Here is a 15,448-nt window from a genome sequence, read left to right on the forward strand (position 1 = left end):
ATTATTTGCCTGATAAGGTTTGTAGTGCAATTTCAAGTAGTGTGGCATATTGGATTTTGCCAGCAGATGAAAGTGGTATACTGTCTACACTAATTATACGAATAGCAGAGTGATGGAAATGATAGCGAGAGGTAATATGTTGCTTTAATTGATCCTCCATCTTACTGCTAGAATACACTTTTACTACAGCTATGACAAGTAGATCATCTTGTCCTGTGACTGTGGCATGATAACCATCTTCATGTAACTGATACTCAATTTCATCCAATGAAACACGATTACCAAAGATTTTTATAAAACGTTTTAAGCGACCTGCAATATAGTAAAATCCGTCATCGTCTCGATAAGCCAAATCACCAGTATGCAAGACCCCATTTAATGTGTCAGGTAGTGCAAGATCATCAGGTGTTTCAGCATAGCCCATCATGACATTCGCACCTTTATAACACAGTTCTCCGCTTTTATTGGATTCTGTAATTTTTGCGCCATATTCATCAATAATATACAGTTCGCCCATTGGAATGGATGTACCAATAGAGCCTATCTTTTCTAGTAATCGTTGAAATGGTACGTAAGAAATACGCGCAGTAGCTTCGGTTTGCCCATACATAACAAAAAACTGTCGTGATTTTTCTATCGAAAGTTTAGCAAACCATTGAATCATGTCTGGAGCTAAGCGTCCACCTGCCTGAGTCATGGTACGTAAAGAGGGTAGTTCCATACGCTCAAAACGCAGTTGTTTCAACATGGCATAATTGGTTGGTACACCCGCAAAACTTGTTGCATTATAGTTTTTGAACAACTCCCAAAAGTTACGTGAAGTAATCGGTTCATTAGTCACCAGAATAGTAGCACCGACATTTAGATGAGTATTCAGGACTGATAGTCCGTAAGAGTAATGGATGGGCAGTGTGGTAATCGGTCGTTCATCTTGGGTGATGGCTAGATACTCACAAATAGAGTCTGCATTGGCTTGTAGGTTGCTTTTGGTTAGTTTAACCAATTTGGGTGTGCCAGTGCTTCCTGAAGTCGACAGCATAATCGCAACATCAGGGTGGACTGTGGGAGGCGTATTTGTCAGCTTTTCCCAAGAGCCATGCGCTTTCCATACATGGGAGATATTGTAATGTTTATAGAGTCTATTACGTAAACCGTCATCAAGTTTATTATCAACAAGAATTGTTGGAAAATCATTTCTTAGCACACTTAAGTAGCCTGCAATGACAGGTAAACCATTTTCACACTCAATAGCAACTAATGCTTTAGTTCTTTGCTCTGGCGCATTTTCCAGAGTCAATATGTCATCAGCAATCGTTGCCAAATCCAAATAACTGTTGGTTGTGCCATCTTCAAATTGTAAGGCGATATTATCGCCAAAGTTTTCCAGATTCTTGGCAAAGTTCATATGAGCATTCCTCCATCAACACCAATGACTTGTCCTGTGACGTAGGAAGACAAATCGGAAGCTAAAAATAGTGCAACTTTTGCTATTTCTTCTGCTGTGCCAGCACGACCCATTTTTATTGAGGCCACACGTTCAGCATACTTTTCCTCACCAATAGAACGCGCCATATCTGTGTCTATAAAGCCGGGGGCAATGGCATTGACCCTGATATTTTGTGGTGCAAGTTCTTTCGCTAGAGATTTGGTAATGCCAATAACAGCAGCTTTACTGCCTGCATAGACTGTTTGCCCTACATTGCCTTCTACACCAATAATCGAAGATAAGTTTATTATGCTACCACTTTTGTTTCTTGACATTAATCGACTTGCATATTGATTGCAGTAAATTACCCCAAATGTATTAGGAGAAAATACATTCTGAATTTGCTTCTCAGTCACCATGCCAATCAATGCATCATCAAGAATGCCAGCATTGGCAACGAGTATATCTAATCGTTTAAATTTTTTAAAAATAATTTGAAAAGCAGTTTTTACGCTTTCGGGATTTGCTACGTCTAGTGCTACAAGAGTGACTTTGGCATCAGGGTGAGACTCTATGATTTGTTGTTGTGCCTTTTCTAAGGCCGTTGTTGATCGACCGGATATAATGACATCAGCACCTTCTTTCGCAAAAAGTTTTGCGGTAGATAGACCGATTCCTCTGGCGCTTCCAGTGATGAGAGCAACTTTATTTTCTAACAGTGACATATGTTTAGCTCTGGAAGTCAACTTCATATTTTGAAAGAATTTCTTTGGCTTTGCTCACTGAACTCATGTCAATAATGTCGTCAGTATCTAACATAATATCAAATGTAGTTTCAATTTCTGCAATTAAAGCCATGTGTGCAACTGAGTCCCATTCAGGAATGCTATTGTATTTAAGTTCATCGTTAATGCGACTTAAAGAGATTCCTAGTGCTTGTGAAAATGTTGCATAAAGTTTTTCAGCGTTTTGCATTTTGATTGATTCCAATTCAGAAAATTTGTTTAGTGTGTACCAGATGTACAAAGTGTAGACACTACTGCCTTAGGTCAGTGTGTGAAAAGCGACTTTACCGTGTCCGCCTGCGCCATAGAGGTAGATCACTTGCTTATCATTTCTCTTGACGCAGGTTTAAGATTTCCACCACGGTCAAGCCTGTTTTTTTGGCGATGGTAGTGTCGTCCAGAATGTCCAGCAAATTACGGGCAATTTCCCGTTTTCCTTCTAGCTTGCCTTCCTCTCGTCCTTCCTCTCGTCCTTCCTCTCGTCCTTTCGCTATGCCTTTTTCCCATTCTTCACGGCGCAACAGGTCTTCACTGTATTCGTCTTTCATGCGGGCGCGGTCTTCGGGGGTCAGGGTGTTTTTTTGGATGGAAGCGAATACTTTCTGCACACAAGCCTTGTGATAGTGCGTTTCGTCCACTTGTTCATCAAGGCTGTCGTTAATGGCAAGCAGCCATTCACGCCACGCTTCAGGGGTTTCATCGTTGAGGTATTTGGGGCAGATGTAGACGATTTTGTGGGGAATTTCTCCCAAACCTTGCCCGTGGCGGTCTTTGGGGTCGAAGTCGATCAGGCTCATGTCGCGCCCATGCTTGTCGCCAGAGGTCAATACGACGATGGTGTAAACGGCGAGTGCAGGGCGGTAGTCTTGGGAACTGACGGCTTGTTCGAGGAGTGCGGCACAGTGGTAGTGCAAAAAGCGGTGATAATGGTCGGGGTAACGGCGGTGCTGGATGTCGACGATAATCCGGTTGATTTTATCCTCGGCGAACAGGTCAAAGTGGTTGTTGACGTTACCCACCGGGCTGGGGAAAGACTTTTCCGTTTCGACGTGATCAATGATGATGTCGACACCGAGGATGTCTTTGACAAAAGCGGTAAACACATCGGGTTGGGAAAAGGCTTTTTTGAAAATGACCCCATAGCGGAGCGAGGCGACGGCTTGCATGGTGGGTTTCCTTGTCATCGTTGAGTTCTGCCAAGTATAGCAGGAACTCAGCTCCCGGTGAATTTGGGCATGGTGGCTTCGCCTTCGGCACTGATGCCTTCGCGCACGAAGACTTTTTTCACGGTCAGGAGCAGGATTTTTAGATCTAACCAGAAGGATTGGTTATCGACGTACCAGACATCGAGTTTGAACTTTTGATTCCAGCTAATGGCGTTGCGCCCGTTGACTTGTGCCCAGCCAGTGATGCCGGGTCGTACTGCGTGGCGACGTGCTTGCCTTGGAGTGTAACGTGGCAGGTATTCCATTAATAGGGGGCGAGGGCCGACTAGACTCATATCGCCTTTGAGGACGTTCCACAATCCGGGAAGTTCGTCGAGGCTGCTGGAGCGGAGGAACTTGCCGAATGGGGTGAGGCGTATGGAGTCTGGTAGTGGCTTGCCGTTGGCGTCGCGGGCATCAGTCATGGTGCGAAATTTGATCATGCGGAAAGGTTTTTCGTATAAGCCGGGTCGCACTTGTGAAAACAAAACGGGTGAGCCAAGTTTGCGGCTTACGAAGAACGCTACGATCAGCAAGATTGGGCTGAACAGAATGAGCAGGCATAACGCTGCTATGAAGTCAGTTGTACGTTTCATGGTGAGTTCCTCTGTTTATGACAATAAGCATATTTTATTATGTTTTGTCATAAGCTGGTGTGATGAGTATCACTTTGATGCTGATTGTTCCAGCCAATCCACAAACTGAGCTGATACCTGTTCACGGTCAAATTGTGTTTCTGCTAATTGACGGGCATTTGCTCCCATTATTTTCAGAAAGTCACGTTGTGCTGCGGCATTTTCTAATGCATCTGCAAATGTTTCGGAATTATCAGGGGGAACGGTAAAACCGCATTGGTATTCCGTGATCATATTCGCCAGCCAGCCAGGGTAGTTGTTTAACACAGGTAGACCAGCTGCAATATAATCAAAAAATTTGTTGGGTGATGTACCGTAATAAAATGCCGGAATATTAGACAGAATTTGTAGCCCTACATCTGTACTTGCCATCAATCCAGCCAGCTTCTGTTTATCGACAGGAGGATGGAACACGATATTGTCCAAACCTTCTGCTTGGGCACGTGCTTGCAAGGTTGGTTTGAGCTTGCCTTGACCAATCAGGACAAGCTTAATATCGTTACGACCGCGTTGTTTTAGAATGGCTGCGGCATCCAGAACCGAATCTAATCCATTCGCCATACCGTGTGTGCCAGTGAAAACGGCCATTAGATCACTAGCACTGACACCGTGAGGTCGCCATGTTTGGCTTTTGTCAGCGAATATTTGCAGGTCGCAACCGTTGGGGATCATGGCGATATTTTCACGTTTTACGCCAAGCCGTGCAATTCCATCCACAATACCTGGGGAGAGGCCAATCAGCTTATGTGCAGAGCGGTATGAGAGCCATTCGAGTATACCCATCAGCCATAGCACGATTGGATTTTTGATGACACCCATTTCACGGGGTAACTCCGGCCACAAGTCGCGTACTTCAAATACAAACGGTTTACCGCGTAGCCAGCGTGCGAAAATACCAGGAATACCGGCAGTCAGTGGGGTGGTGGTGGCAAATAGCACGTCATATTGGTGAGTAAATGCAATGCCGATACTTTTTAGTGCAAATTTTACGAATAGCCACGTGCGCTTCAGGAAGCTGTCTTGGTTGGAATAGGCTAAGTTGAATTCAATGATATGAATGCCATCAACTATGCCTTCCCTTCGTCCGTGTACAAATGATTGGGGAAGGCCTGTGTTACCACCACCATAACTGCCACAGACCATGGTGACTTCATGTCCAGTTGCGACTAATTTCTTTGCCATCGCATAAGAGCGGATGCCCGTTGCGCCTTTGGGGGTTGAGAAGTGTTGGTGGAAATATAAAACTTTCATGGGTTGAAATGGTATTCCGTGGTCAACTCAGCGGCTTGGTGGATTTCTATTTCCAAGACAGGTAACGCCGTTTTTTGTAGGTAGTAGCGGGATTCCCAGCCTTGGGTGATCTCGAAACGGATAATCGGCACGGTACTGTTAATGCTTACATGGTGTTTGCCATTATTGACCGTTAATCCGTTGATCTGCCATTCACCGGGTTGCAAACGCCAGCGTAGAACGGCTTTGTGTTTGAAATCTGCTACTTTGTCAGTGACGCTCAATCGTTGGGGTGAGAGGCTGACAGTCCGGTGGTGATAAGCTTTTTGGTAGTCACGGTAGCCAGCGGTAGCAATGACGGTATCGTCGATTTCATGGACGGGGGTAATGTCTTGTGCTGTTAGCCATTCGCCAAACAGGAAGCGGCTAAGACGCGGCATTTGGTCGCGGTCGTCAAACTGAATGGTGTTATGGCTGGCAGTACCGCCAAAATATTGGGTGGTTTCATCGCCTGCGTTGTAGCTGTAAGTGCCTGCGTCACGTAATAGGTTTTCGCCGTTGAGCCATAAGTCCAGATGCAGTGCATCGGCTTGGCTGGGACGAAAGCGGAAGTTAGGGATGCGTAATAAGGCAAATGTGCGGCCTTTTCTTAATAGGCTATACCCCCCGTTAGGGAAGTGCATGGACAGTGGCTGTTGAGTTTGTTGTTGTGGAACTGGAATATTTAGCCAGTGCAGAGGTTCATTCCATGAGGCTGAACTCCCCCCCATCCCCAACCCGTCCCAGCCGCTTGAACGCGGCGCTTCGCCCCCCGCAAGGGGTGAAGGGGGTAAGAAAGCTGATTTTTGGCAGAATAGCGCCATTGTTAGTTGTACTGAAGGGCGATAGTCGCGGTAATCGGTATCGCTCAGTGGCAGTAGTCTTGCTCCATCATTTGCGCCGAGGTTGGGAGCATCGCCTGTTTCGACTTGTACCATGTGGTAAAGCCAGTGGGTTGCTCGCTGGAGTTGTTGGTATAGGGTGGCTGAGAAAGGTGGCAGGTTTAAACACTGTCGCCAATGTTCTGCCATGCTGTAGGTGTCTAGCATGACGCGGTGATAATTGACGGAGTATTGGCTGAAACTGCCATCCGCTTCGATCAGGCGTTTAGCGCGATTTTCTAGCCATTTGCGCCCTAGGTTTTGCCATTTTAGCCCTGCGTTGTCGCCTAGTTGGTTTAGCCAGCTCCCACCGATAAAGAGTGCGGAGGCTTCGGATGTGCCGTGGTTGTTGTCTTGGGCAATGGCATAGTGAATGGTTGGGGCAATGCGTTGCAGGTGTGCTTTGATGAGTGTTTGTAAAGCTGGGCTGGCTTGTTGGTGCTGTTGCAAGAGTAGGGCAGCAAATGCGAGATGCATGACGCGGATGGAGGCTTCTTGCCCGCATTTCCAATTGACACCGTAGTAAGCTGGATTATGGGTACACCAGTCAGATAGCCAGTGGTTTAAGTCATTAAGTGCTGTTTCGTTACCTTGAACGGCTTGTTGGGCAAAGTGTAGAACCCAGTCAAAGCGGGAGGCTTCCCAGACCGTTTTGATGTCGCCGAGTTTGGGGTCGAAGTCGGGGATTTGCCACCAAGGGCGTTCCGGGTTTGGGACAGTTACGCCGTTGAAGGGGTTTTGATGCCAGTTTGGGGGGGCTTGGTGTTGGATGGCGTGCCAGCCGAAGTGGAGAAGAAACCCCTCCCAGCCTCCCCTTATCAGGGGAGGAGCAAGAGATGCGCTGCTATTCTCTGCCTCCCCCTTTGAAAAAGGGGGATTGAGGGGGATTTTCTTAAAAAACTCCCCTGTAGGCAGGTTTTCCCGTATGCGTCTGACTGGGTTGATGCCCAGTTTTACGCCTAAGCGATAACCTAAAACCCGTGCCAAGTTGGGAATGCCCAACGCCAGCATGGTACGGGCTTTGCTGAGTTGTCGGTTCACTGATTGCGTAGTTGTTCAGTGGCTTCGATGGTGATACGGGCGACTTCAAAGATTTCTGCTGCTGGGATTGGTGTAGCCTGACCGGATTCAATGGCGTTGAGGAACGCGGCAGCACAGGCGTTTTGGCCTTTGTCCTGTTTCCATAGATTCATCTTTTTGAAGTTTGACCAGCCGTAGCCTTTGAGTTTGATGAAGTTGTCGAGTTGCAGCACTTTGCCAGCAGCAAAGGCTTCGATGCGCTCTTTGGGGAAGCTGGCTGCACCGTTGGCAAGGTAGTTGATCGTGCCGAAAGAGCCGTCAGCGAAGCCGAGGATGAATGCGGCTTTGTCTTCGGTGACGGCGACACCGGGCGCATCACCCATACGGCGTGCTTGTACGGAAACGATTTCACTGCCCGCCAGATAGCGCATCAGGTCAATGTAGTGACAGGCTTCACCGATAATGCGTCCGCCACCCACTTGCAGGTCTTGTGTCCAGTGATCGGCGGGGATTGCACCTGCATTCATGGTCATCATGAAAGACTTGGGTTCGTTGATTCTATCCAGTAATTCTTTCATTTTCTGGATTTGTGGGGAGAAGCGGCGGTTGAAGCCGACCATCAGGTGAGGTTTTCGCCCGGCTTGATGGGCTTCATGATAAGCCGTTTCTACTTCGTGAAGTTCTTCTAGGGTGATAGCTAGGGGTTTTTCGACAAAGGCGTGTTTGCCTGCTTTGAGGGTTTGGGCGACAAAGCGGGCGTGGGTGTTGTGGCGGGTGACAATGGCAACAGTATTGGTGTTGGTGTCTGCCAGCATGGCTTCGATGTCGGTGGAGGCTTCGGCAAAGCCTGCTTTTTCACCGTGGATGACACCGTTAACTCCGCCAGAGGTGACGATGCTGTTGAATTGTGCGCCTGCTGCTTTGAAAGCGGGGATGAGCATACGGGAGGCGTAATTGCCTGCACCAATAAAGCTCATGACGGCTTTTTGGGGGTTAAAGCGGCTGTCGCTGTTGAGTTTGACCGTGCTTTGCAGACGGCTTTCAACCGGGCTTTCGTATTGCAGCAAGATACCCAAGGCTGATTTGTCACTGGTCAGCAGGTCATAGGCAGCGGGGGCATTTTCAAACTTGAAGCGGTGGCTGATGAGGGGTTTAACGTTGAGTTGACCGCTTGCCATCATGTCGAGGATGGCTTCAAAGTTGCGTTGCTCTGTCCAGCGAACATAGGCAAGCGGATAGTCCTGCCCTTTGTCTTCGTAGTTGGGGTCATAGCGACCGGGGCCGTAGGCGCAGGAGACTTGGAAGCTGAGTTCTTTGTCGTAGAAGTCAGCACGGCTGAGTTCTAGTCCCGTGACACCAACCAGAATAATGCGCCCACGTTTGCGGGACATTCGCGCTGCTTGGGTGACCGGATCGTTGGATTTGGTGGAGGCAGTGATAATGACAGCATCGACACCTTTGCCACGACTGAACGCCATGCCCGCCGCGATGGGGTCTTCACCATTGCCGGGGTTGCAAATATCCGCACCGAATTGTTTGGCGAGGTCGAGTTTGGCTGGGTCGTAGTCGATGGCTAAAACGCGACAGCCGTGGGCGCGGAGCATTTGCACGGTAAGAAGTCCGATCAGACCAACACCCGTGACCACGATACTTTCACCGATGGTGGGGGCGGCGAGGCGGATGCCTTGTAAGCCGATGCTGGCTATGACGGTGAAGGCGGCTGCTTCGTCGTCTACATTATCGGGGATTTTGGCGCAGAGGTTTTTGGGGACGCGCACGATGTCGGCATGTGAGCCGTTGGAGACTACGCGGTCTCCGGCTTTGAAGCCATCGACGTTTTTACCGGCTTCAACGACTGTGCCGACGTTGCAGTAGCCTAAGGGGATAGGTTGGGCTAATTTGGATTGTACTGCCTCAATCGTGGTGGCTAGACCATCGGTTTTGACTTTTTCCAGCACCATTTTGACTTTATCGGGTTGTTGACGGGCTTTGTCGAGCATGGAGGATTTGCCGAAGTCGACCAGCATCCGTTCAGTACCGGCGGAAATCAGGGATACCGTCGTGGCAATGTTGATGGCATTGGCGGAAAGGGAGGGGGCAGGGGAGTTAGTCACCGTTGTGCCGCCTTTTGCCATGTCTTGGAGGATTTGTTTCATAAAATACTAAATCTTACTTCTGATTAATAATAATATTTTCGGCAAATCTGCTTAAAATATTGTTGAGTAGGTAATATGGAATTAGTTTATTAATGTTGATTCTTTGTTCTTTATAATTAATATGTGTTATTGCTATAGCGGTTTTAGGCTGACAGATTTAAGTCGTAATGCGGGTTTTTCAATGAAGAACCATGAGGTAAAAGATATAGCAATGATGAGCAACAACGCAAATAATGGTTCATGCCATCCCATTACTAAGAATAAGTTAATGATAGGCATATGCCAGATATATGCTCCATAGCTTATGTCAAAGCGCAAGGGTATTTTTTTTGTGCCAAAAGCAATCCATATAATAGCACCTATGTAACATAAGAAATAGAATAAACCTAACTCATTGCCTTTGCTATGAAAGATTCCGGGTAGATCAGTAAATATAAGAATAAAGATAGGTAGTAAAAAAAGATAAAATTTTGGAATAAATTTTTCAATAATATCATAGTGTTTTGCGATAATAATACCGACGCCAAACATCCATCCCCATACAATCGGTGTGAGTGCCAAAATATCGTAAATGCTTTTATCTCGATAAATTTTCATTGATAATTCCTGCTCTCCAAAGGAGTAAATTAACAACGATATCGCAGATAAATACCAAACAAAAAATTTTATTCTTTTTTAAAATAGTACAATTATTGGAACAACTAAGTAAAAAATTATTTCAACGGTTATTGTCCATAACGATCCATTGATTACGCCGACGCCTATATCTCTAAATATAGATGGATTAAATGCTTGACCAATGGTGATTTGGGAAAAAGACCAAGTGATGATGATAGGTAGGTTTTCTCTTATGAAGGGATAGCCTTTGGCAAATAATATGAGCAGTATACCACCTGCTGTAACAATTAGTAATCCCGGAAATAAACGTAAAAATCTGTTTGTGATGTATTTTTTTCCCGGAGCATTCAAGTAAGATGTATAAATCAATAATCCACTAACAAAGAAAAAAGCAGGAACACCAGGAAAATAAGAGATAAAGGAAGGAATAGGAAATTCCATGTGAGAAGACATGTGAGATATAACCACTTGCAGGGCAAAAATTAATCTCAATAGTTCAAGGTTGTTTTCTTTGGGAAATTTGATTATGTTATCTTTTAACATGCTTTAGTGGATTTGCTTCATGAGTTATGTAAAAATCAAGTGATTTATGAATGCTTGAGTGCGCTTTGGTAAAGTGCGTGTTTTTCTGTTGTATTCGGGTAGTTGATCAGTACGGCTTTATATTTGCCTTTGAAGACAAACAGGCTGCCTGCTGCTGCACCGATCAGATTTTCTTGTTGATAAAGATCGGCGATATGTTCAAGTGTGCCTGCTCCACCAACGACGGTCATAGGAACAGAAATAGTATTTTTGATTTTGCGGATGAGTTCGAGGTCATAGCCTTTCATCACGCCGTCGTGGTCGATTGCATTAAGGACTATTTCTCCAGCACCTAATGCTTGCAGTTGTTTACTGAGTTCAATTGGGCATTGCTTGGTGTTGTTTTTGCCGTTATGAGTAAACACTTCGTATTTGGAACTGAACAGTTTCTTTTTAACATCAAGGGTGACAACCACGCTTTGGTTGCCTACTTGCTCAGCCAGTTCTGAGATTAAGTTGGGGGTTTGAATGGCGGCAGAACTTAGCGAAACTTTTTCAACACCGAGTGACAAGATATGTTTGGCTTGTGCGACGGTTTTAATGCCACCACCGTAGCAGAAGGGCATTCGGCATTCTGCTGCTAGGTTTTCGATGGTCTTGTAATCAGGTTCTTGCCCTTGAACCGTGGCATCTATGTCAATGACAATCAGTTCATCGACTTCTTTTTCATTAAAAATTCTAACGGCATTCAAAGGGTCGCCCACGTATTTGGGGTCTTTAAATTTAACCGTTTTTACTAAGCCTCTGTTATGGATTAGCAGGACAGGTATCAAGCGAGGGTATAGCATAATTACAGTGTCCCGAAGTTTTTGAGTAGCTGAACTCCAGCTTGATGACTTTTTTCTGGGTGAAACTGGACACCATAAATATTGTTCTTGTTGACGCTGCAAGTGAAGTCAGCACCGTAGTTGGCTGTTGCAATCGTATGGCTTGATTGGTCACAGTCAAAATAATAGGAATGCAGGAAGTAAAACCGTTCTGTCGGTTGCATATCCTGAAAAATGGTGGTTGTCGCTTTAGGGGTAACAGTATTCCAGCCCATGTGGGGGAGGGGATTGGTATGAATCTGCTCTGATTGAAATTTTCTGACTTTTCCTGTTATCCAGCCAAGCCCAGCTAGGCTGCCTTCTTCACTTGAATTTGCCAGTATTTGCATTCCCACACAAATTCCAAGGACAGGCACACCTTGCTCTAGTACACAGTATTCGAGTTTTTCGCGCATCCCTGAGTTATCCAGTAAGGTCATGGCATAATCGAACGCACCTACACCGGGGAGGATGATTTTAGTAGCTGCATCCAATGCGCTTGCTTCTTTTGCAATGACAATGGGTAAGTTGAGGCGTTTGTAAACGTTGGCAAAGGCTTTTACATTGCCTAAACCATAGTCAATAATTGCAATCATCGTTTTATTGCCTTTTCAATGCCTAGCCATTTCATGGTATTTGCACCCAAGTTAAAGAGCCACTCTTGGTTAGGGTAGTCGCGGTGAGATTTCAATGGCATATCTAGGTAGGATTGTAATTCATCCGTGGAGATACCTAGCTTTGTGGCAATGTATTCAAACTCTTGGCGCACTTCATCATCGGACAAAGCAGGTCGGGATAGCTTTTCTAGTGCTTCTTCACGGGTCATCTGACCTGTCAGGATCAAGCTGGAGTATTGGACTTTGCGGGTGTCATAGCCAAAGCGTTTGGGCAACCAGTAACCCTCATAAAAGCGCGTAAAACGTGACTCAAAGTGTTTTTGTGGATAGGGTTGCCAGCCATACTCTTGTCGCAAAAACTCCATTGCATCGGCTTTGATGTAAGGGCGATAGTTCAGTGCTTTTACGACTTGAACACCCTTAATGTAACGTAGGTAAAATTTGTGGCGTAGTACACTGCTGAATGGGTAGGTTTTCCACGGAATGGTTGAGAAATGCTTACGGATATAGTTGATTTGTGACATATCTGTACCGTAGTACAGCCAGTTTAATGGGTTTCTGACACATTCTGTGGAGTAGTTACCGCCATTCAATATGTATTTAATATTGTATTTGGCGGCGAAGTTGTAAAGGGTAGCAACAAATGCATGATCTTGGGGGACATCAATATTGGGTAAGCCAGACTTGAAGTAAGCAAGCTGGAAATCTTTCATTTCTTCCCAGTTGATGACTTCAGTATAGAGGTCTAACCCCAGTTTGTTGATCATGACGTTGATATTGTCAACGGCAATTTGAGAGTTCCAACCGCCGTCAACATGGAAAACTAATGGGCGTAAGCCAAACTCTTTGACGACTAAGTGGAGCATGTAGGAGCTATCAGCACCGCCGCTCATGCCCATGATGCAGTCAAAATCATGCTTTTTGCCATGTTGCTTGATGGTGGCAATGATTTTCTCTAGCTCTTGTCTTCCGTGCTCATCAGTATGCCATGTGGGTTTTAAGTCATGGTGGAAGCTGTTGCAATGGTCACATACACCCTCAGTGTTAAATGTTATATTAGTGTCGGTGGTATCCATAACACAATTTTTACAAATGTTGTATTCGTTTTTCATATTGCTCTGATTGCCATATTATGAATTTTGTTAAATGCTTGTGATTGATCAAAAATTTTCAGTGCATCTTCGGTCGGGATGAATGGATTAACAATCAATTGTTTCGCTGCCTCGATTGTCTTATCAAACCAATATTCATCTTCTATATTAACGATAACTATTCTTTCTTGCATACATTTGGGTAAGTCATCAAAGAATGGATGCCACGTTATAGCAACAATAGAGCCACAAAATATAGCTTCATAAACGCTTCGTGGAGATGAATCACTGATTGGAATAGATATGGCTAAAAGTGTAGAAAAAAATATACTGTACATTTCTTTTTTTTCAAGCCTTCCAAGTTTTTTATCATCTTTGTTTAGATGCTCATCAATACGGCTAATGTATTCGTCTTCATGAAATGGATAAAGAAGCGTAAGAGGCATGTCATTATTAAATAGTGATTTGTTACGTGATTTTACAATTTCCTCTATTCGATATAAGGGGGTTAACCCACGAAAAGAGCAAATAAGATTTCTTTTTGAGCTGTTTTCTGCTTGAAAGTGATTACAGTTATTGATTGTGTTTATATCAATTCCGTTTTGAATTATGAGAGGCCGTTTTCCGGTTAGATTTTCGGTTATATCGGCCATTTTTTTTGAGTCTACAGTTATATAAATACTCGACTTCATAGATATAGTGGATAATATCTTGAAAATCTGCGATTTCTGCGGCTTTAGCAGTATGTCACTTCCTTGAGGAGTGCCAATGAAACGTACACCTGCCGCCCATCCAAGCCAGATGTAATACATGGAATGAGCATAGTAAAGTGTGTTATTAAATTTTTTGTTAAAGCGATATATTAGAATTACCTGAGCAGGAAACAATATAGCTTTTAATAGATTTCGCCAAACATTTCCAAGTCGAGATTGTTTCTTTAATAAAAAACTGTCTAAAATTAATAGTTTATGAACCGTGTCTTCATTTGTGATGAGTTTTCTAAAACCTTCTCCTTCAATTAAATCAGTTAATATAATGGGTTTTGGTGAGCTAAGCATTCCCAACGATGCTCGATACCAATCCATTGCATGAAAATCACGTGCGCCACAAAGAAAAACTACTTGAAGAGGATGTGTTTGAGTTGTCATCTTCTTACCTTTTTTGAAGATAAAAAACTGATTATGAAGGGAGCAATTAATAAAGAAAAAATATTACTGTCCCAAACAGTTGCTCTTTGGAAGATAAAAGGAATTAGGCAAATAGTTGATATTATAGCTATCTGTTCGATATTGGAACTAACGGTGCGTTTCAATAAGGAAGTTGTTGCATACCATAAAGATAGTAATAATACTGTGATGTAGCCTATAAATGCAAATATTCCGCCCAAATTATAAGCATTACCAGGGGTGAAGTTAAAGCCAAAACGTAACGAATTTGCCATGGCTTGTTCTGTGTTTTCTGATAGAGGAATGCCAAAAGGATAGTTAGATAGCAGTTCGGGTAAATTATTTATCATTTGCGTGAAGTTTTCTTCGCGAATACTTGCGGAATTACCTTTTTGTTCATAACGTTCGAGAAATTCATTTTTAAATGAGAATATCAATAAAGCTGTAGTTAATAAGAGTAGGATAAGTGAAATAAAAGCATTTTTTTTGTTTGATCTGTAGTAAATAAGAAGGGGGATGGCTAGAGCAACTGAGATAAATCCACCTAGAGAGTCAGTCAAATACATAGCAAACGCAAAAATAACTAAGGAATAATATCTCTTCTTAAGAAAAGTGTATATTATCATGGGTATAAGATACATGGCTAAAGTACCCGGTTCCATAAAAGAAGCATAAAACCTGTAGTGAGGATCTCCATTTTCTAGTCCATGCATCATTGAGAAGATACCGGATAAAAAATACCCTCCAGAAGTGTTGATTGTTCGCAAACTAACAAAGCCATTCAAAATAAGGAAGTATTCTATTATGGATGCGATCATAATTAATAAAATTATTTTATAAAAATACTCCCATAGAATCTCAATATTAATTTTATTTGACTTCATCAGAAAAGGTATCGTCAAATAAATTAACCAAGGAAGTAATAGTCCATATTGATTTACTACGTTGAAATTTGAAATAGAACTTGTGGTTATATTGTAAAAATAAGAAAAAGTAACCAATGCACCTGGAGTTATATAGTAATAGAATACGTTAGAGTTGATTTTTGAGTTAATTAAGTGATGAAAAATATAGTATCCGCAAGAAATAAGTAGTGCTATATTGACAAACCTTGATGCGCTTTCAATCCCCCAAATGAATTTGTAAGCAGTTATTTGAAATAGCAGAGTGCTTATAAATATAATAAGCACA

General features: G+C 43.8%; 15 protein-coding genes. All 15 read right to left on the reverse strand.

The window, feature by feature from the left end; translation table 11 throughout:
* Position 1: 1 nt before the first annotated feature.
* Positions 2 to 1,405, reverse strand: coding sequence for an AMP-binding protein (locus J9253_RS00140; RefSeq protein WP_210222746.1), 1,404 nt, complete (start codon positions 1,403 to 1,405; stop codon positions 2 to 4).
* Positions 1,402 to 2,151: an SDR family NAD(P)-dependent oxidoreductase gene (locus tag J9253_RS00145; RefSeq protein WP_210222747.1), complete on the reverse strand. Its 750-nt coding sequence runs from the start codon at positions 2,149 to 2,151 to the stop codon at positions 1,402 to 1,404. Before J9253_RS00145 ends, J9253_RS00140 begins: the two co-directional genes overlap by 4 nt.
* Before the next feature lie 4 nt (positions 2,152 to 2,155).
* Positions 2,156 to 2,401 carry an acyl carrier protein gene (locus tag J9253_RS00150; RefSeq protein ID WP_210222748.1) on the reverse strand — a complete coding sequence of 82 codons (246 nt, stop codon included), beginning with the start codon at positions 2,399 to 2,401 and terminating at the stop codon, positions 2,156 to 2,158.
* Between the two features lie 136 nt (positions 2,402 to 2,537).
* Positions 2,538 to 3,377: a hypothetical protein gene (locus J9253_RS00155; RefSeq protein WP_210222749.1), complete on the reverse strand. Its 840-nt coding sequence runs from the start codon at positions 3,375 to 3,377 to the stop codon at positions 2,538 to 2,540.
* Positions 3,378 to 3,424: 47 nt separating this feature from the next.
* Positions 3,425 to 4,012, reverse strand: coding sequence for a sugar transferase (locus J9253_RS00160; protein ID WP_210222750.1), 588 nt, complete (start codon positions 4,010 to 4,012; stop codon positions 3,425 to 3,427).
* 69 nt (positions 4,013 to 4,081) lie between these two features.
* Entirely contained in the window at positions 4,082 to 5,302 is a 1,221-nt protein-coding gene (locus tag J9253_RS00165; protein ID WP_210222751.1) for a glycosyltransferase family 4 protein, read from the reverse strand.
* Positions 5,299 to 7,242: a heparinase II/III family protein gene (locus J9253_RS00170; RefSeq protein ID WP_210222752.1), complete on the reverse strand. Its 1,944-nt coding sequence runs from the start codon at positions 7,240 to 7,242 to the stop codon at positions 5,299 to 5,301. The genes J9253_RS00165 and J9253_RS00170 overlap by 4 nt, the downstream gene beginning before the upstream one ends.
* Positions 7,239 to 9,377 (reverse strand): bi-domain-containing oxidoreductase, encoded by a 2,139-nt coding sequence (locus J9253_RS00175; RefSeq protein ID WP_210222753.1) that lies wholly within the window; start codon positions 9,375 to 9,377, stop codon positions 7,239 to 7,241. The genes J9253_RS00170 and J9253_RS00175 overlap by 4 nt, the downstream gene beginning before the upstream one ends.
* Before the next feature lie 132 nt (positions 9,378 to 9,509).
* The gene (locus J9253_RS00180; RefSeq protein ID WP_210222754.1) at positions 9,510 to 9,974 is read right to left on the reverse strand and encodes an acyltransferase family protein; all 465 of its coding nucleotides are present in this window, start codon (positions 9,972 to 9,974) and stop codon (positions 9,510 to 9,512) included.
* 78 nt (positions 9,975 to 10,052) lie between these two features.
* Entirely contained in the window at positions 10,053 to 10,538 is a 486-nt protein-coding gene (locus J9253_RS00185) for an acyltransferase family protein (protein ID WP_210222755.1), read from the reverse strand.
* 44 nt (positions 10,539 to 10,582) lie between these two features.
* Entirely contained in the window at positions 10,583 to 11,365 is a 783-nt protein-coding gene (locus tag J9253_RS00190; protein ID WP_210222756.1) for an AglZ/HisF2 family acetamidino modification protein, read from the reverse strand.
* Positions 11,366 to 11,367: 2 nt separating this feature from the next.
* Complete coding sequence (gene hisH, locus J9253_RS00195) at positions 11,368 to 11,979, reverse strand: imidazole glycerol phosphate synthase subunit HisH (RefSeq protein ID WP_210222757.1); 612 nt, start codon at positions 11,977 to 11,979, stop codon at positions 11,368 to 11,370.
* Positions 11,976 to 13,112, reverse strand: coding sequence for an N-acetyl sugar amidotransferase (locus J9253_RS00200; protein ID WP_210222758.1), 1,137 nt, complete (start codon positions 13,110 to 13,112; stop codon positions 11,976 to 11,978). The genes hisH and J9253_RS00200 overlap by 4 nt, the downstream gene beginning before the upstream one ends.
* Positions 13,109 to 14,239 (reverse strand): glycosyltransferase family protein, encoded by a 1,131-nt coding sequence (locus J9253_RS00205; protein ID WP_210222759.1) that lies wholly within the window; start codon positions 14,237 to 14,239, stop codon positions 13,109 to 13,111. The genes J9253_RS00200 and J9253_RS00205 overlap by 4 nt, the downstream gene beginning before the upstream one ends.
* On the reverse strand, positions 14,236 to 15,141 hold the full coding sequence (locus J9253_RS00210; protein WP_210222760.1) for a hypothetical protein: 906 nt from the start codon (positions 15,139 to 15,141) through the stop codon (positions 14,236 to 14,238). Before J9253_RS00210 ends, J9253_RS00205 begins: the two co-directional genes overlap by 4 nt.
* Between the last annotated feature and the right edge of the window lie 307 nt (positions 15,142 to 15,448).

The sequence above is a fragment of the Thiothrix litoralis genome, from assembly GCF_017901135.1.
Taxonomy (GTDB): Bacteria; Pseudomonadota; Gammaproteobacteria; order Thiotrichales; family Thiotrichaceae; genus Thiothrix; species Thiothrix litoralis.

Coding starts and splice junctions, on each gene's coding strand:
- J9253_RS00200 (WP_210222758.1), bottom strand. CDS start 13,112: ATGAAAAACGAATACAACATTTGTAAAAATTGTGTTATGGATACCACC.
- J9253_RS00185 (WP_210222755.1), bottom strand. CDS start 10,538: ATGTTAAAAGATAACATAATCAAATTTCCCAAAGAAAACAACCTTGAA.
- hisH (WP_210222757.1), bottom strand. CDS start 11,979: ATGATTGCAATTATTGACTATGGTTTAGGCAATGTAAAAGCCTTTGCC.
- J9253_RS00160 (WP_210222750.1), bottom strand. CDS start 4,012: ATGAAACGTACAACTGACTTCATAGCAGCGTTATGCCTGCTCATTCTG.
- J9253_RS00205 (WP_210222759.1), bottom strand. CDS start 14,239: ATGACAACTCAAACACATCCTCTTCAAGTAGTTTTTCTTTGTGGCGCA.
- J9253_RS00155 (WP_210222749.1), bottom strand. CDS start 3,377: ATGCAAGCCGTCGCCTCGCTCCGCTATGGGGTCATTTTCAAAAAAGCC.
- J9253_RS00150 (WP_210222748.1), bottom strand. CDS start 2,401: ATGCAAAACGCTGAAAAACTTTATGCAACATTTTCACAAGCACTAGGA.
- J9253_RS00145 (WP_210222747.1), bottom strand. CDS start 2,151: ATGTCACTGTTAGAAAATAAAGTTGCTCTCATCACTGGAAGCGCCAGA.
- J9253_RS00210 (WP_210222760.1), bottom strand. CDS start 15,141: ATGAAGTCAAATAAAATTAATATTGAGATTCTATGGGAGTATTTTTAT.
- J9253_RS00165 (WP_210222751.1), bottom strand. CDS start 5,302: ATGAAAGTTTTATATTTCCACCAACACTTCTCAACCCCCAAAGGCGCA.
- J9253_RS00175 (WP_210222753.1), bottom strand. CDS start 9,377: ATGAAACAAATCCTCCAAGACATGGCAAAAGGCGGCACAACGGTGACT.
- J9253_RS00140 (WP_210222746.1), bottom strand. CDS start 1,405: ATGAACTTTGCCAAGAATCTGGAAAACTTTGGCGATAATATCGCCTTA.
- J9253_RS00180 (WP_210222754.1), bottom strand. CDS start 9,974: ATGAAAATTTATCGAGATAAAAGCATTTACGATATTTTGGCACTCACA.
- J9253_RS00190 (WP_210222756.1), bottom strand. CDS start 11,365: ATGCTATACCCTCGCTTGATACCTGTCCTGCTAATCCATAACAGAGGC.